The sequence below is a fragment of the Bradyrhizobium sp. genome, assembly GCF_050014615.1.
Classification (GTDB): Bacteria; Pseudomonadota; Alphaproteobacteria; order Rhizobiales; family Xanthobacteraceae; genus Bradyrhizobium.
The window spans coordinates 1-15089 of record NZ_JBEKCZ010000201.1; the positions used below are offsets into that span (position 1 = coordinate 1).

Here is a 15089-nt window from a genome sequence, read left to right on the forward strand (position 1 = left end):
GTTGGTAGAGCACGTCATTCGTAATGACGGGGTCACAGGTTCGAGTCCTGTTTGCGGCACCAGCGCTTTTTCAATTCGTCACAGGCCGGACGGCGGCGCCGAGTTCACGACCGAGCGACGGTTTCCGCCACCCGCTACTGCGAGACCGTCTGCACCACGCTGTTCACCGGCCGCAGGCTGGTTGCGGGCAGCTTCATGTCCTTGACCATGGCCTCGTCATATTCGGGCAGGGTCTGGAACGGCGTCTTGGCCTTCATCTGCACGATCTTGTAACCGCCGGCCTTGAGGCGGCGCAGCAGGGTCGGCAGGGCTTCGGCGGTGTGCTTCTGGAAATCATGCATCAGGATGATGCCCTTGCCGAGCTTGTCCATCTTGGTCATGACGGTGTTGATGATCTGGGCCGCGTCCTTGGCCCTGAAGTCGAAGGAGTCGGCGTCGCAGGAAAACATCGCGACATTGCGGGTGCCGAGATAGGCCATCGCCGCCGGGCCATGCTGCAGTTCGGGGAAACGAAAGAACGGCGACGGCGCCGTGCCCAGTGCCAGCTTGACGGCGCTGTAGCCTTTTTCGATCTCGTCCTTGGCCTGCTGCTCGGTGATCTTCTTGCTGTTGAGGTTGGCGTGCGACCAGGTATGGGCGCCAATGGTGTGGCCGGCCGCGGCGACCTGCCGCAGAATCTCGGGATGATAGGTGGCGTGCTTGCCGATCGGGAAGAACACCGCCTTGGTGCATTCATCAGCGAGCGCCTTGAGCACGGCGGGGGTATTGGCCGGCCACGGACCGTCGTCGAAGGTCAGAACGACTTCCTTGTCGGCCAGGAAGTCGAGCTGCTTGAAATGCTCGAAACCGAAGCCCGGTCCACCCGTGGTGTCGATCTCGACCACGCGGCTGACGCCAAGCGCATCGGGATTGGCGCATGCGGTCTTCGCCGGCGCCGGCGCGAGCGCGGGCTTTTCCGGTATAGCACCGGTGACCTCAACATCGTCCCGGGGCGCGCCGGCCTTGGCGGGAGCGGCAGCTGGAAGCTGCGCGGCGCTGATGGCCTGGGGCGGGGTCAGGTCGGTGCGCGGCGTCGCGGTCCAGAACCACACACCGGCGATGACGAAAGCCACCACCAGACTTGCCAACATCAGACCTGCTGCATTTCGCATGGTTACGCTTCCTGAACTACGCGCGATAAAATTGGAGCCAGGTCATTTATGGGAAATAGTTATTAACGCCGCACCAACGCGGCGCTGTTTACGCATCGCTAATGAACGCGGCTCGTAATGGGGTTCCGGGGCGGAACAGGCCGCCCGAGTGATGAAAGTCACAGGGTTCCGGTGGAGTGACTGACGTCACAGTCCGTACCAGGCCGTTGAGGCACTAACAGCCATCAACAACGCGCCGCGGATACGGCGAACCAACAGGAGCCGAAAATGACTGCTTCTTTCACCAGGACACTTCGTCAGGCCGGTTTGGTGCTGACTTTCGCCGTTTCGCTGTCCGCGCTGTCGTCGACCTCGAGCTTTGCCTTCAGCGCCGAGGCGCAGCAGATGTGCACCGGCGACGCGTTCCGCCTCTGCAGTTCCGAAATCCCCAATATTCCGAAAATCACCGCCTGCATGGTCAAGCACCGGGCCGAACTGAGCCAGGGTTGCCGGACCGTGATGGACAAGGGTCAGGCCGAGCGGTCCAGCAAGGTCGCGGCTGAGTAATCAGGAAGTTGCGCTTTGGTGGCGCCGGGCCGCGCAAATGCGTGCCCGATGACCGGTTCCACGACGACGGCTTCGGCCGCTGCTTTATCCCTGTGTATTTGCGCGCTTCCGGCGCATTGACATCACCGGCGCGTCAGAATCTGATCGCGCGCATGGATAAGGTAAGGCGTAGCCAGATGATCCGAATACTTTTTATTACTTCGTTTGCCGTAATGGCCTCCGCGGCGTCAGCGCAGCAGGGGCACGATGCCTGTGCAAGGGATGTGTCGCGCCATTGCCGGGCCGTGATGAATGACGGCGATTCCGTCGTTCTGGGCTGCCTCAAGCAAAACCGCGCCCGGCTCAGCAAGGCCTGCGAGAAAGTCCTGACCGATAACGGACAGTAGGTAACCCCCGTCATTCCGGGGCGCGCGTTAGCGCGAACCCGGAATCTCGAGATAATAATTGCGAGATTCCCCGATGTGCAATTGCACATCTGAGGTTCAGCCCTGCGGGCTGCCCCGGAATGACGACACCTTTTAACGCCAAGCCTACGTGCTGCTGCTTCCCGCCGCGGCGGAGGCGACCGGCAGAACTTCGCGGGCGGCGCGGTCCGGCGATTCGTCCTTCCAGCGCACCGATCCGAACGGCCGCTCCAGCATGCGGCGGATACGCACCGGGTCGGGGCCGAGATGAAACGCGATGGCCTCTTGATGCAGCGCGCGCTCGGATTGTGTCGAGCGGTTGCGCTGGCGCAGATAATCCAGCCAGGTCGGACAATGATAGCGCTCGGTCCACAGTTCGGGATCGGCGATGTCGCGCGCGATCGACCAGCCATAGGCGCCATTGCGCTGGCGGCTGAGCTGCACCTGCTGCATCACGGTGTGGAACGGGCGGGCATTTTCCTGCGCCACGCGATATTCGATCTCGACCACCAGCGGCCCGCTGCGCGCGGTCAGCAGCAGCTGCACCTCGGGGTCGGCGAGCACTTCCGCATCCTCGTTGCGCGCGCCGATCCGCGGCATCCGCAGCCACAGGCCGAGCAGCGGCGAGGCGAACATCAGCGCGGCGGAAACCAGTAGCGCGGTTTCCACGCCGACCGCGTCGGTCAGATGTCCCCAGCCCCAGCTCCCGATCGCGATGCCGCCGGCGATCGACGCCTGGAACGCCGCCAGCGAGCGGCCGGCGACCCAGCGCGGCGCCGAGAGCTGCACGCCGATGTTGAACAAGGCGACCGCGAGCATCCACACCGCGCCCGCGATCACCAGCGCCGCCGCTGTCAGCACCGGCTCCCGGCTCAGCGCCACCGCCGCGATCGCGCCCCCCATCGACAGCGCACAGGCGCGGATTGCGGACTCGCCGCTCATGCGCTTGCGCACTTCGGCGATGTTGAGCGCGCCGATCACCGCACCCATCCCGAAGGCACCGAGCATGATGCCGTAGGTTTGCGCGCCGCCATGCAGGAGATCGCGCGCCACCAGCGGCATCAGCGCCGATACCGAGCCGCCGAGCGTGCCCATCACCAGCGTGCGCGCCAGCACGATGCGGATCGAGGGCGAGTTGGCGATGTAACGGACGCCCGAGACGATGGCGCGGTTGAGACGTTCGCGCGGCAGCCGCGACGGCTCATGGGTTCGGCGCCACAGAAACAGCACGACCAGCAGCGGGATATAAAGTACCGCGTTGGAAGCGAAGGCTGCGACCGCGCCGGCGGTGGCGACCACGATACCGCCGATGGCCGGACCAAAACTCCGCGCGATATTGTAGCTGATGCCGTTCAGCGCCACCGCGGATGGCAGGGTTTCCGCCGGCACCTGCTCGCTGACCGAGGATTGCCAGGCCGGGCCGAACAGCGCCATGCCGCTGCCGACCACGAAACAAAACGCCAGCAGGGTCGACGGCGTGATCAGGCCCAGCCACGCCAGCACCGTCAGCGCCGTTGCGCCCGACAGCGCAATCGCCAGCGAGACCAGCGCCACGATGCGCCGGTCATACATGTCGGCGATGGCGCCGGCCGGCATCGAGATCAGCATCACCGGCAGCATCAGCGCGGTCTGCACCAGCGCGACCTTGTCGGCCGACGATGTCATCTGGGTCATGGCCCAGGCGGCCCCGACCCCCTGAATCAACAGGCCGAGGTTGGAGAGCAGGCTCGCCAGCCAGATCCGCCGGAACGCGGAATGCCGCAGCGGCGCGGTGACGCCATCGGCTGCGAAGCGTTTTCGCTGTTCGGTCATGGCCCGTTCCGTTGACGCCGGTCGTGGCCGGCCCTGATTCCCTGGGGTTTGCAGTGATGCCCGCGAAAGTCCTTGGCTGTCCAGTGGTTAGGCGGCCTTCGGCCGATATTCCGCCGGATGGCATGGGGCGATGTTCCGCGCCTTCATGGCGCCCGGATTCCGGAGCTGATAGGATGGCCAGACACAGGTCCCGTCACAAAGCTTTTCGCGAGGACGTCCGTGAGCATAGCCGAAGCCTGGGATATTCCGGTCACACGTCAGCCGCTGGTGCCGCCCAGTCCACCGCGCGCATCCGAAACCATGAGCGCGCTGCGGCGAATCGCGTTGATCCGCCAAAGCATGATCGCAACCTGGGGGCAGCCGGCTTACGAAGAGGACGTCATCCAGGGCCGCTTCCTCGGGCGCAGCAGCTTTATTCTCAACACGCCGGACGCGATCCGCCATGTGCTGGTCGACAATTACGAGAACTACACGCGAACGCCGGCCGGGATCCGGGTGCTGCGTCCGGTGCTGGGCGAAGGCCTGCTGATTGCCGAGGGCCGCGCCTGGAAACACCAGCGCCGAACACTGGCGCCGGCCTTCACGCCGCGCGCGGTGGCGCCGCTCATTCCGCACATGATCGCGGCGACGGATGAAACGATTGCGAAGCTGCAGGCGGTAAGCAGCGGCCCGGTCGATCTGCGCGAGGCGATGCAGCGGATGACGCTCGAGATCGCCGGGCGCACCATGTTCTCGTTCGAGATGGGCCGTCACGGCCCGACCCTGCGCGATTTCGTGATGGAATATGGCGCGCGGCTGGCGCGCCCGCATTTTCTCGATCTGGTGTTGCCGCTGGGCTGGCCAAGCCCGCAGGATTTTTCCCGCGCCCGTTTCCGCAAGCGCTGGACACAGTTCATCGGCTCCTTGATGAAAGAGCGCCGCGCCGCCGGCAAGAACGAAGGGGCGCCGGCGCGCGATCTGTTCGACCTGATGGACGCGGCGCGCGATCCGGAGACCGGCGAATCCTTCAGCGACGAACAGCTCGGCGATCAGGTGGCGACGATGATTCTCGCCGGCCACGAGACCACCGCCACGGCGCTGTTCTGGTCGCTGTATCTGCTGGCGCTCGACAGCGCGACCCAGGATCAATTGGCGGCCGAGGTTCAGGGCGCCAGCGTCAATGGCGCGCTCGATCTCGACCGGCTGAAATTCACCCGTGCGGTGGTCGATGAAACCATGCGGCTCTATCCGCCGGCGTTTCTGATCGCGCGCGCGGCCTACGCCGCCGATACGGTCGCAGGCCTGCCGATCAGGAAGAACGACGTGCTCCTGATCGCGCCGTGGCTGCTGCATCGTCATGAAAAGCTCTGGCACAATCCGAACGCCTTCATCCCCGCGCGCTTCATGCCGGGTGCGCCGCCGCCCGATCGCTTCGCCTATTTGCCGTTTGGCGTCGGCGCCCGGGTCTGCATCGGCGCGCATTTCGCGCTGGTGGAAGCCACCCTGGCGCTCGCCAAGATGATCGGCGCCTTCCGCGTCGAGCTCATCGACCAGGAGCCGGTGATGCCGCTTGGCGTGGTGACGACGCAGCCCGACCGCTCACCGATGTTTCGGATCACACCCCGCTAGTTAGCCCTTGCGCGGTCGCTCTGGTGTACTCATCTAAGCGACCGGTATGAGCGACATCCAGGCCCAGTTTTCAGTACTGAAGCAGACGGCCGACGCTGGGGTGGCCGAGGCCATCGCGCGGCTGATCGAGACCGGCGAGGACCACGAGCTCAACCGGATCAACGTTCTGGATTTTTCAGCGGCGTGCTCGATGCCCACAGCACGCTGAAATCGCTGCGCCACGACGATTATCATTGCGGGCTGTGCGCCTGCGGTTACGAGGCCTCGGTCGACGAGCAGGTCGAGGTCGCCTTCACCGTCAGTCCCAGGGTCCGGCGCATCGCGGCGCATGATCCCAATACGTTGCCGATCTGGGAATATTACAAACAAGTGTTCTGGAGTTCCGGCGTCGATTTCAACCAGGAGTCATTCGCGGCGCTGTCCGAGGAGGTGGTGCTGGACGCGCTCGAATTGCCGGCCGGCGAGAAAGCGGTGCTGTCGCTGCAACTGCCGCCGCAATTCATCATCGTGTTCGAGCCGGTGACGCATTCGGCGCAGTTCATCGACGTCCAGGGCGATCCCACCAGGGAGCGTCAGCAATTGGCGCTGATCTACAACCAGATTCAGGCGCCGGTCGGAACCATGACATTGCGCCCCGGCCCGTTGCGGCTGTCGCTCGACAACCAGGCCGGGGTGCGGGTGTTGCCGTCGGTGTTTGTCGCCGCCGATGCGCTGCATCATTTGATCGGCAAGCGCAAACCGTTCCTCACCGCCAAGCGAATGCTGACCAACCAGACCTTCCGCGACGTCTACAAGGCCGACAACCTCAACATCGATCAGCGCCTCAAGATCACGTCGCTGACGTTCCTGTTCACCGACCTCAAGGGCTCTACCGCACTCTATGAGCGGGTCGGCGATCTCGCCGCCTTCGATCTGGTGCGGGCGCATTTCCACGCGCTGCTGGAAATCATCTCGTCCGAGAAGGGCGCGGTCGTGAAGACGATCGGCGACGCCGTGATGGCGACCTTCGTGCGGCCCGAACACGCGCTGGCCGCGGGGTTGCGGATGCGCGCCGCCATGGACGCGCTCAATGCCGAGCGCGGCACCGATGACCTCGTGGTCAAGATCGGCATTCATGAGGGGCCGTGCCTTGCCGTCATGCTCAATGAGCGGCAGGATTATTTCGGTCAGACCGTCAACATCGCGGCCCGGGTTCAGGGTCTGGCAACCTCGCAATCGATTCATATCACCGGGCCGGTGATCGACGCGCCCGCCGTGGCCGCCATCCTGGACCAGGGGGCCATCAAGCCGATTCAAAAACACGCGGCGCTGCGCGGCATCGCCGACAAGATCGTGGTTTATGAAATCCCCTGAGATTGCCTAATTGTAAATGGCCTAATCGTAATACGGCCGCGGCACCGGCGCGGATTGCGCGCGTTGAATTTCCAGCCCATATATCGGTAGCCGCCGATGCGGCGGCTAGAGCCTGATCGGTTCTGATTGAATCAGAACCGGGCTCTAATCTTTTGTTTTGACGCGTTTTCTTTACGCGAACCGGTACCCACTTTGCTCGAAAACGCTATCACACACCATTGCGGTAGGAACTGATGCTGGACGGACTGCGCCAATTCATTGCCGACGTTATTTCTCCGAACGGACACGAGCCTCGGGCTTTTGACGATACCGGATATCGTCTGGCGGCCACCGCGTTGCTGGTTCACGTCATCTCGCTCGACGGCGAACCATCCGACGTTGAAAAGCGCAAATTGCACAGTCTGATCGAAAGTCGCTTCGGGCTTGATCCGGGAACCGCGGATCAATTGATCGCGTCCGCGACGCTGGTCGAGGGCGAGGCGGTCGATCTCTATCATTTCACCAGCGTCATTATGCGCTCGGTCGATGAGGCAGGCCGGCTCCGCATTGTCGAAATGATGTGGGAGCTGGTTTACGCCGATGGCCAGGTCAGCGAGTTCGAGGACAATGTGGTCTGGCGCGCCGCCGATCTGCTTGGCGTGTCGTCGCGCGACCGGATTGATCTCAAGCATCGCGTGGCCGGCGCGCAATCCGCGTCGGCCGCGGGCAATTGAGACTTGACGCGTGAGACGTGATGACGAGTGAGGCTTGGCGGGCGCGGCGATCCGGCACGCCGCGGTGCAACGTGTTTCGGGACCCTGATGGCGCGGTACCGGACATGACGAAATTTTAATTTGCCGGACCGTCCGGCTTTGCCGGTGTGTTTATTCCCGTAATTCCCCTGTTTAATTCTGCCGCATTGCGGTCTTGAAGACACCGAAATGCTTGCAGGCGGCTTGCATCCCGCCTAAGGCGTATGCTGCCGTCGTGGGCATATCCTGCCATTTATTTACGAGAATTGAATCGTGACTGAGCGTGTGACGCTGATTACCGGTGCCTCGGCTGGAATAGGTGCCGAACTGGCCCGCGTGTTCGCTTCCAATGGCCATCGCCTCGCGCTGGTGGCGCGCCGCGCGGATCGCCTGGCGGCGCTGGCCGCCGAAATCGGCGTCTCCGGCGGCGCGGCTCCGATCCTGATTCCCTGCGATCTCGAACAGCCCGATGCCTGCGACAAAGTCGCCGCCGCCCTGGCCGCCGCAGGGGTGGAGGTCGAGTTTGTCGTCAACAATGCCGGGTTTGGTTTGTTCGGCAATGCGGTCGAACTGGACCGCGCCGAGCAGCTTGGCATGATCGCCGTCAACATCCGCGCGCTGACCGATTTGTCGCTGCGGTTTTCCGATCATCTGATCCGCCATCGCGGCGGCATCCTCAATCTGGGGTCGATCGCCGGCTTCCTGCCGGGGCCCGGCATGGCCGTGTATTACGCGTCCAAGGCCTATGTGCTGTCTTTAACCGAGGCGCTGCGCGGCGAGCTCGGTCCTCGCGGCGTGCGCGTAACCGTGCTGTGTCCCGGCCCGGTGCCGTCGGAATTTCAGACCCGGGCCGGGTTTTCGCCCGGATTTGATTCCGCTGTCCTGAATGTTTCGGCGTCGAATGTCGCGCGGGCCGGATATCGGGGATTGATGGCCAACAAGCGGGCCGTATTGCCCGGGCTAGGCATCAAGATCGTGCCGTTTCTGCTGCGGCTGTTTCCGCGCGGGTTTATCCTGGCGGCGGTTGCCCGTTTTCAGCTGCGCAAGCGCGGCTAGAGCATGATCCGGAGCCGTTTTTGGCCCGTGATTTGCTTATCCAGAGCTGAGCTCATACGAAATTAACGATTGCTTAGCTATGATTCCGGCTTGATTGCCGCGAAAAGAAAAGTCGATGTCGTTTCAGTCGGTCAAGACCAACGCCGGAACCGTGCTGCACTTCACGGGCATCGCGCAACCTGACGATGTCACGCCTTCGACCGCCGCCGACACGTTGCTGCCGGTGCTGATCGTGCTGCACCAGGAAACCTCGGCGCCGGGCCGCGTCGGCAATGCGTTGCGGGCGCTCGGACACCGGCTGGACATCCGGCGTCCGCGCTTTGGCGATCCGCTACCGGAAACACTGGATGGCCACGCCGGCGCCGTCATTTTCGGCGGCCCGATGAGCGCGAACGATCCGGATGATTATGTTCGTCGCGAGATCGACTGGATCGCGGTCCCGCTCAGGGAGCAGCGGCCGTTTCTGGGCATTTGTCTGGGCGCGCAGATGCTCGCGATGCAACTCGGCGCCAAGGTTGCGCCGCATCCGCTGGGGCGTGCCGAGATCGGTTATTACCCGATCCGCCCGACGGCTGCGGGACTTGATCTCTGCCGGCACTGGCCGGATCAGGTCTACCACTGGCACCGCGAAGGATTCGAACTTCCCCGTGACGCCGAATTGCTGGCGGAGGGAGGCGACTTCCCGGTGCAGGCGTTCCGATCGGGCCATGCGTTCGGCTTGCAGTTTCATCCCGACGTGACCTACGCGATGATGCATCGCTGGACCACGCGCGGCGATGCGCGCCTCGAAGAGCCGGGGGCCTGTCCACGCCATCAGCATTTCGCCGACCGCGCGATCCACGACGTCACCGAGCGCGCCTGGTTGAAACACTTCCTCGATGGCTGGCTGACTCGCGTGCCGTTATCGGTGATGGCGCAAGCGGCGGAATAGCGCGCGCTCTCCGCCGTTTTCCAGGCACCGGTTCAAATCACGAATATGATAGTGTCAGCCAACGGATCCGCGCTTGCTGCGGGAGGATGGTGGCATGACCAGCGATGAATTCGCCGTACTGCTGGATGATCTGACGCGGTCAGCGGAGTCCGGCGACGGCGCGCGCTTTGCCCGGCATTTTACCGAGGACGCGATCTACTACGACTACATCTACGGCGCCCATCGCGGCCGTGCCGAGATCGCGCATATGATGCAGGATCTGTTTCATCGCGACGCCGCCGACTATCGCTGGGAAATGTTCGATCCGGTGTTCGACGGCGAACAAGGCTATGCGTGGTCGCTGTCGAACTTCATCTCGACAATCCCGCAATTCGCCGGCCGGCACGTCGTGATCGACGGCATCAGCCGGTTCACCGTGCGCGACGGCCTGATCGCCGAATACCGCGAATCCGTCAACGGCGGCGTGGCGATGGTTCAGCTCGGCGTCGAGCCTGACCGCATGACAAAAGTGTTCAGGCGCTGGAGCGGCTGGCTGAACGAGCGGCCGGAGACAGTGGATTATCTGGCGCGGGGGAAGGGTTCGCGGGGAAAGACGGGCGGGTGAGTTAGAACGGTGAGCTGGATGAAGTGATGCTTCGCGCGGTGGAGCTTGCCGAGGCCCGTCTTCGCCCTTCGGGCTACGACGCGGCAGCCTTCGCTGCGATAGGGCTTGCCGAGCCGAAGCAGGCGCAGCCTGCGAAGGCTGGTGGAGCCAGGCGGGATCGAACCGCCGACCTCGTCATTGCGAACGACGCGCTCTCCCAGCTGAGCTATGGCCCCTTCGCGGGCGCCTTGACGTGAACCAGGCGACCAGCAATCGGCGCCATTTACAATCCGCGCCAAGGCCAAGTCAAGAACGGCGAAATTGCTGATTCCGGGCCATTTTCCGGGAACTTCCCTTGTTTGGGCGGGGGGGAACCGATATTTAGCAGGAAGTCGAATCCGCGACCGAACCCGCGAGTAAAGCCTGTCATGCGTGCCGTTCTCGACATCGTTCTCATTGTTCTCGATCTTTATGTCTGGCTGCTGATCGCCTCGGCCATCCTGTCCTGGCTGATCGCCTTCAATGTCGTGAACACGCGCAACCAGTTCGTGGCGGCGGTCGCGGAGTTCCTGTACCGGATCACCGAGCCGTTGCTGGCGCCGATCCGCTCCGTGATGCCGAATCTGGGCGGGCTCGATATCTCGCCGATCATCCTGATCCTGATCATCATGTTCATCCAGCGGGTGATCACCTACTACATCTATCCCGCCGTGTTCTGATCGCGAGCATGGGATGCCTGACGCGATGACTGATCCCTGGCGTTATTCCACCCAGGGCATCAGTGTCGCGCTGCGGGTCACCCCGCGCGGCGGTCGTGACGACATCGACGGCGTTGAGACGCTCGCCAACGGCCGCACCGTGGTCAAGGTGCGCGTTCGCGCCATCGCCGAGGGCGGCGAAGCCAATCGCGCGGTGACCGAGCTGGTCGCCAAAGCCCTCGGCGTTGCCAGGGCCAAGGTGCGGATCTTGTCCGGCACGACCTCGCGCCTCAAGCAAATTGCGGTCGACGGCGATCCCGCCAAACTCGGCGAGATGCTGCGCGAACTGACGGCGGTGAAGAAGGATTGAGATGACGGCCCGGATCATCGATGGAAAATTGATTGCCGCCGAACTTCGTGCCCGCGTCGCCGATGAAGTGGCGCGGGTGCAGCGCGGCGACGGGATTACGCCAGGGATCACGCCAGGGCTCGCGGTGGTGCTGGTCGGCAGCGATCCCGCCAGCCAGGTCTATGTCCGCAGCAAGCACAAGCAGACCCAGGCCGCCGGCATGGCGTCGTTCGAACACGTGTTGCCTGATGATGTCGCGCAAGGTGAATTGCTGGCGCTGATCGCGCGGCTCAACCGCGATACCGCCGTGCACGGCATTCTGGTGCAATTGCCGCTGCCGAAAACGCTCAATACCGAAACCGTCATCAATGCGATCGATCCGGCCAAGGACGTCGACGGGCTGCATCCGAACAATGCCGGGCGGCTTGCCGGCGGCTTGGCCGCGCTGTCCCCCTGCACGCCGCTCGGCTGCATCATCCTGACCAAGAGCGTGCACGCCTCGCTCGAGGGCATGAACGCCATCGTGATCGGCCGCTCCAATCTGGTCGGCCGGCCGCTGGTGCAGTTGCTGCTCAATGAAAACGCCACCGTGACGATCGCGCATTCGCGTTCGCGCGAGCTCAAGCAATTATGCGCCCGCGCCGATCTGGTTTACGCCGCCGTCGGCAAGCCTGAGATGGTGCGCGGCGACTGGATCAAGCCCGGCGCCACGGTGATCGATGTCGGTATTAATCGGCTTCCGGATACGGATGGCAAAACCCGGCTGGTCGGCGATGTCGCCTTTGCCGAGGTGTCGCAGGTCGCGGGCGCGATCACGCCGGTGCCGGGCGGCGTCGGCCAAATGACGGTGGCGTGCCTCTTGGTCAACACGCTGCGCGCCGCCTGCGCGATTCACGGGTTGCCGAAGCCGGCGGTGTAAGTCCCGTCGTTCCGGGGCGCGAGTGGAACGAGCGAACCTCAGATGTGCAATTGCACATCGGGGAACCTCGAGATTCCGGGTTCGATGCTTTGCATCGCCCCGGAATGACGACTGCGTCTTCACTTCGCCTTGGCGCGGGCGATGCCTTCCAGGATCAGCTGGTGCGCATCCTCGGCGCCGCCCCATCGCAGCACCTTGACCCATTTGCCGGGTTCGAGATCCTTGTAGTGCTCGAAGAAGTGCTGGATCTGCTGCAGCGTAATGTCGGGCAGATCGCTGTAGGTCCGCACCTTGTCGTAGCGCTGGGTCAGCTTTGACGAGGGCACCGCGATGATCTTCTCGTCGCCTCCGGCCTCGTCTTCCATCAGCAGCACGCCGACCGGCCGCACGCTCATCACCGCGCCCGGAACGATCGCGCGGGTGTTGGCGACCAGCACGTCGCAGGGGTCGCCGTCGTTCGACAGCGTATGCGGAATGAAGCCGTAATTGCCGGGATAGCGCATCGCGGTATAGAGAAAGCGGTCGACCACCAGCGTGCCGGCGTCCTTGTCCATCTCGTATTTGATCGGCTCGCCGCCAACGGGTACTTCGATGATGACGTTGACGTCGTGCGGCGGATTGATCCCGATCGAGATGGCGTCAAGGCGCATGGATGGCTCCGCAAGGCTTTTGAGTTAAATAAGGCTTTGGAGACCCGGCGAATTCGAAGGGCTCAATTGGTCCAGGCGAAGGCGACCTTGTCGAGCGACTTGGGTCCGAACTTCTCCGACGAGCGCGCCACCATGCGGCCACCCAGCGCACGGTAGAATTCCGTCGCCGGATCGTTGTCGGAGAGCGCCCATACCACCATGCTTTTGAGGCCGCTCTGCAGCAGGTCGCGCCTGGCCGAGGCGAACAGCCGGCGGCCGAAGCCGAGACCCTGGAATTCCGGCCGCAGATAGAGCTCGTAGATTTCGCCTTCGAAATGCAGGCTGCGCGCGCGGTTGCGGCCGTAATTGGCATAGCCCGCGACCTTGTCGCCGAACACCAGCACGCTGACGCGGCTGCCCTTGCGGATCGCGCTGTCCCACCATTGCGGGCCGCGACGGTTAATGAGCTTCTCCAGCTCGGCGCCGGGAATGATGCCCTGATAGGCCGAGCGCCAGGCTTCGTCATGGGTGGACGCCACCGCGGCTGCATCCGCAGCTTTGGCCGGCCGAACCTCGATCAGGGTTGTGCTCATGGTTCTAATCAAAGCAAGTCAGCGCGTCGGCTTCAAGGTCCATCGTTAATTATGAGTTAAGCTGTGGATTTTTTGCATCAGTTTTGCCGTCTGGCTGTACCGAAAAAGGACAGGCGGTGCGTAAAACGGCAGTTGGGTGATGTCCGACAGGGCATTCCGGTCCGGAACGGACGGGCTGGCCGGGGTGGCGGTCACGGAAAAATGCTCTGGATTTGATTCGCCGTGGGTATTCTGATGGTGAAGCCGAATCCCGTCCGGTTCCCGCGTCAGGTCCATTCATGCCATCGTTAAAGGCGTTTTTCGCGCTGGTTGTGCTGGCCGCGGTCGGGGTGCAGAGCGCGGCGGCGCAAGTCCGGCTCGGCGCGCAAGGCGTGGAGGGCGAGCCTAATCGCGCGCAGCAATGGCTGGTCCCGTCGCCGGATCCGGACACCGCGGCGCACGCGGTGCTGTTTCGACCAATCGGCGACGGACCGTTTCGGCTGGCGGTGATTGCGCATGCCTCGGTCCAGAACGTGCTGCGTCGCGCTCAAATGCCGCAGCCCGAATACCGCGCGCTGGCGGCATGGCTGGTCGCGCGCGGCTTTGCGGTGCTGGTGCCGGAACGTCCCGGCCATGGCGCGACCGGTGGAAAATATCTCGAGGACCAGGGCGGCTGCGACGAGGCCGACTATTCCCGCTCCGGGCACGCCACGGCCGCCGAGATATTAACGGCGCTGGATTATCTGCGTGCGCAATCCTTCATCCGGCAGGACGGCACGGTCGTGGTCGGGCACTCGGCCGGCGGATGGGGCGCGCTGGCGCTGGCCGGCGCCGATCGGCCTGGCGTCTCCGCCATCATTGCGTTCGCGCCCGGCCGCGGCGGCCACGCCAACGACTTCCCCAACCAGGTCTGCGCGCCGCAGACGCTGATCTCCGCGGCGGCCGAATTCGGCCATGGCGCGCGCGTGCCGGTGACGTGGCTGGTGGCGGCCAATGACAGCTATTTTTCACCCGACCTGTCACGAAAACTGGCCGACGCCTTCCGCGCCGGCGGCGCCAGAGCCGACTTTCACGTGCTGGCGGCGGCCGGCAGCGAGGGGCACTGGCTGCCGGAAACCGAGGCCGGCGTCAAAATCGCAGGCCCGGAACTGGATCGCGCCTTGAAACTGAGCGATTCTAGTACGGTGAAAAAGCGATGACGGTTGCGATGAACCCGTGGCCCGACGACGACGTGATTCTTTATGACGGCGTCTGCGTGTTCTGCTCGCGCTGGATCCGCTTCATCGCGTCGCGCGACCGCGACCAGCGCTTTCGCTTCACCGCGATCCAGTCCGGCTACGGCACAAGGCTGGCGCAGGCCTTCGGCATCGACCCGGAGGATCCCGACACCAATGCCGTGATCCATCGCGGCGTGGCGTATTTCAAATCCGACGCGGCGCTGACGGTGCTGTCGAATTTGCCGGGATGGACATGGGTCCGCGCCTTGCGCTCATTCCCGAAACCGTTGCGTGATGCGATCTACAATCTGGTCGCGCGCAATCGCTACCGGATATTCGGGAAGTATGAGGAGTGCTTTGTGCCGGATGCGGAGTTTCGGGCGCGGGTGATGGAGTAGTATTCGTCATTACTTCGCTTCGCTCGCAATGACGCTTCAGCTTGTCGCGAGTGCAGCCATCACCTCTCCCGCCGCCCGCTCTCCCGAATCCCGTGCCCCATGCGCGGTCGAGAAAAAATTCGGCGAGGTGGC

General features: G+C 63.8%; 17 protein-coding genes, 1 tRNA gene and 1 pseudogene. 13 read left to right on the forward strand and 6 right to left on the reverse strand.

What is annotated here, in order from left to right; genetic code table 11:
- Positions 1-134: 134 nt before the first annotated feature.
- Positions 135-1151: a polysaccharide deacetylase family protein gene (locus tag ABR948_RS24505; RefSeq protein WP_428123014.1), complete on the reverse strand. Its 1017-nt coding sequence runs from the start codon at positions 1149-1151 to the stop codon at positions 135-137.
- A 267-nt stretch (positions 1152-1418) separates the two neighbouring features.
- On the opposite strand from ABR948_RS24505, the gene ABR948_RS24510 reads away from it, so the two are divergent.
- Positions 1419-1697: a hypothetical protein gene (locus ABR948_RS24510; protein WP_428123016.1), complete on the forward strand. Its 279-nt coding sequence runs from the start codon at positions 1419-1421 to the stop codon at positions 1695-1697.
- Positions 1698-1873: 176 nt separating this feature from the next.
- Complete coding sequence (locus tag ABR948_RS24515) at positions 1874-2083, forward strand: hypothetical protein (protein ID WP_428123035.1); 210 nt, start codon at positions 1874-1876, stop codon at positions 2081-2083.
- A 144-nt stretch (positions 2084-2227) separates the two neighbouring features.
- Here ABR948_RS24515 and ABR948_RS24520 read toward each other — a convergent pair whose 3' ends face one another.
- A complete protein-coding gene (locus tag ABR948_RS24520) occupies positions 2228-3913 on the reverse strand; it encodes an MFS transporter (RefSeq protein ID WP_428123017.1) in 1686 nt (561 codons plus the stop codon).
- A gap of 219 nt (positions 3914-4132) precedes the next feature.
- On the opposite strand from ABR948_RS24520, the gene ABR948_RS24525 reads away from it, so the two are divergent.
- The 6 genes and pseudogenes from ABR948_RS24525 (at position 4133) to ABR948_RS24550 (ending at position 10196) form a co-directional block, all read left to right on the forward strand.
- The gene (locus ABR948_RS24525) at positions 4133-5521 is read left to right on the forward strand and encodes a cytochrome P450 (RefSeq protein ID WP_428123018.1); all 1389 of its coding nucleotides are present in this window, start codon (positions 4133-4135) and stop codon (positions 5519-5521) included.
- Positions 5522-5567: 46 nt separating this feature from the next.
- Positions 5568-6874, forward strand: a pseudogene (locus ABR948_RS24530) (adenylate/guanylate cyclase domain-containing protein).
- A 233-nt stretch (positions 6875-7107) separates the two neighbouring features.
- Positions 7108-7587, forward strand: a complete 480-nt coding sequence (locus tag ABR948_RS24535) for a tellurite resistance TerB family protein (protein ID WP_428123019.1) — start codon at positions 7108-7110, stop codon at positions 7585-7587.
- Between the two features lie 291 nt (positions 7588-7878).
- Positions 7879-8661, forward strand: a complete 783-nt coding sequence (locus tag ABR948_RS24540; RefSeq protein WP_428123020.1) for an SDR family NAD(P)-dependent oxidoreductase — start codon at positions 7879-7881, stop codon at positions 8659-8661.
- A 115-nt stretch (positions 8662-8776) separates the two neighbouring features.
- The gene (locus ABR948_RS24545; RefSeq protein ID WP_428123022.1) at positions 8777-9592 is read left to right on the forward strand and encodes a glutamine amidotransferase; all 816 of its coding nucleotides are present in this window, start codon (positions 8777-8779) and stop codon (positions 9590-9592) included.
- Positions 9593-9686: 94 nt separating this feature from the next.
- Positions 9687-10196: a nuclear transport factor 2 family protein gene (locus ABR948_RS24550; RefSeq protein WP_428123023.1), complete on the forward strand. Its 510-nt coding sequence runs from the start codon at positions 9687-9689 to the stop codon at positions 10194-10196.
- A gap of 139 nt (positions 10197-10335) precedes the next feature.
- On the opposite strand, the gene ABR948_RS24555 is transcribed toward ABR948_RS24550, so the two are convergent.
- A tRNA-Ala gene (locus ABR948_RS24555) sits at positions 10336-10411 on the reverse strand.
- 192 nt (positions 10412-10603) lie between these two features.
- Between ABR948_RS24555 and ABR948_RS24560 the strand changes: the two genes are divergently transcribed.
- From ABR948_RS24560 to folD, 3 genes are read left to right on the forward strand one after another with little or no spacing between them, the layout of a single operon-like run.
- On the forward strand, positions 10604-10894 hold the full coding sequence (locus tag ABR948_RS24560) for a YggT family protein (RefSeq protein ID WP_428123025.1): 291 nt from the start codon (positions 10604-10606) through the stop codon (positions 10892-10894).
- 25 nt (positions 10895-10919) lie between these two features.
- Positions 10920-11243, forward strand: a complete 324-nt coding sequence (locus ABR948_RS24565) for a DUF167 domain-containing protein (RefSeq protein ID WP_428123026.1) — start codon at positions 10920-10922, stop codon at positions 11241-11243.
- A gap of 1 nt (position 11244) precedes the next feature.
- A complete protein-coding gene (gene folD / locus ABR948_RS24570; protein ID WP_428123027.1) occupies positions 11245-12141 on the forward strand; it encodes a bifunctional methylenetetrahydrofolate dehydrogenase/methenyltetrahydrofolate cyclohydrolase FolD in 897 nt (298 codons plus the stop codon).
- A 119-nt stretch (positions 12142-12260) separates the two neighbouring features.
- Here the strand turns inward: folD and ppa are convergent, their stop codons facing one another.
- From ppa to ABR948_RS24585, 3 genes are all read right to left on the reverse strand, one after another.
- Positions 12261-12791, reverse strand: a complete 531-nt coding sequence (ppa, locus tag ABR948_RS24575) for an inorganic diphosphatase (protein ID WP_428123029.1) — start codon at positions 12789-12791, stop codon at positions 12261-12263.
- Between the two features lie 62 nt (positions 12792-12853).
- Entirely contained in the window at positions 12854-13363 is a 510-nt protein-coding gene (locus tag ABR948_RS24580; protein ID WP_428123030.1) for a GNAT family N-acetyltransferase, read from the reverse strand.
- A 45-nt stretch (positions 13364-13408) separates the two neighbouring features.
- Positions 13409-13639, reverse strand: a complete 231-nt coding sequence (locus ABR948_RS24585) for a hypothetical protein (RefSeq protein ID WP_428123032.1) — start codon at positions 13637-13639, stop codon at positions 13409-13411.
- A 2-nt stretch (positions 13640-13641) separates the two neighbouring features.
- On the opposite strand from ABR948_RS24585, the gene ABR948_RS24590 reads away from it, so the two are divergent.
- Both ABR948_RS24590 and ABR948_RS24595 read left to right on the forward strand, forming a co-directional pair.
- Entirely contained in the window at positions 13642-14541 is a 900-nt protein-coding gene (locus ABR948_RS24590) for a dienelactone hydrolase family protein (protein ID WP_428123034.1), read from the forward strand.
- Positions 14542-14549: 8 nt separating this feature from the next.
- A complete protein-coding gene (locus ABR948_RS24595; RefSeq protein ID WP_428123037.1) occupies positions 14550-14957 on the forward strand; it encodes a thiol-disulfide oxidoreductase DCC family protein in 408 nt (135 codons plus the stop codon).
- Positions 14958-15089 lie beyond the last annotated feature (132 nt).

What these genes read in the sequence shown, in the direction of transcription:
- ABR948_RS24505 (WP_428123014.1), bottom strand. Translation starts at nt 1,151, where the DNA reads ATGCGAAATGCAGCAGGTCTGATGTTGGCAAGTCTGGTGGTGGCTTTC.
- ABR948_RS24510 (WP_428123016.1), top strand. Translation starts at nt 1,419, where the DNA reads ATGACTGCTTCTTTCACCAGGACACTTCGTCAGGCCGGTTTGGTGCTG.
- ABR948_RS24515 (WP_428123035.1), top strand. Translation starts at nt 1,874, where the DNA reads ATGATCCGAATACTTTTTATTACTTCGTTTGCCGTAATGGCCTCCGCG.
- ABR948_RS24520 (WP_428123017.1), bottom strand. Translation starts at nt 3,913, where the DNA reads ATGACCGAACAGCGAAAACGCTTCGCAGCCGATGGCGTCACCGCGCCG.
- ABR948_RS24535 (WP_428123019.1), top strand. Translation starts at nt 7,108, where the DNA reads ATGCTGGACGGACTGCGCCAATTCATTGCCGACGTTATTTCTCCGAAC.
- ABR948_RS24545 (WP_428123022.1), top strand. Translation starts at nt 8,777, where the DNA reads ATGTCGTTTCAGTCGGTCAAGACCAACGCCGGAACCGTGCTGCACTTC.
- ABR948_RS24550 (WP_428123023.1), top strand. Translation starts at nt 9,687, where the DNA reads ATGACCAGCGATGAATTCGCCGTACTGCTGGATGATCTGACGCGGTCA.
- ABR948_RS24560 (WP_428123025.1), top strand. Translation starts at nt 10,604, where the DNA reads ATGCGTGCCGTTCTCGACATCGTTCTCATTGTTCTCGATCTTTATGTC.
- ABR948_RS24565 (WP_428123026.1), top strand. Translation starts at nt 10,920, where the DNA reads ATGACTGATCCCTGGCGTTATTCCACCCAGGGCATCAGTGTCGCGCTG.
- folD (WP_428123027.1), top strand. Translation starts at nt 11,245, where the DNA reads ATGACGGCCCGGATCATCGATGGAAAATTGATTGCCGCCGAACTTCGT.
- ppa (WP_428123029.1), bottom strand. Translation starts at nt 12,791, where the DNA reads ATGCGCCTTGACGCCATCTCGATCGGGATCAATCCGCCGCACGACGTC.
- ABR948_RS24580 (WP_428123030.1), bottom strand. Translation starts at nt 13,363, where the DNA reads ATGAGCACAACCCTGATCGAGGTTCGGCCGGCCAAAGCTGCGGATGCA.
- ABR948_RS24585 (WP_428123032.1), bottom strand. Translation starts at nt 13,639, where the DNA reads ATGGACCTGACGCGGGAACCGGACGGGATTCGGCTTCACCATCAGAAT.
- ABR948_RS24590 (WP_428123034.1), top strand. Translation starts at nt 13,642, where the DNA reads ATGCCATCGTTAAAGGCGTTTTTCGCGCTGGTTGTGCTGGCCGCGGTC.
- ABR948_RS24595 (WP_428123037.1), top strand. Translation starts at nt 14,550, where the DNA reads ATGAACCCGTGGCCCGACGACGACGTGATTCTTTATGACGGCGTCTGC.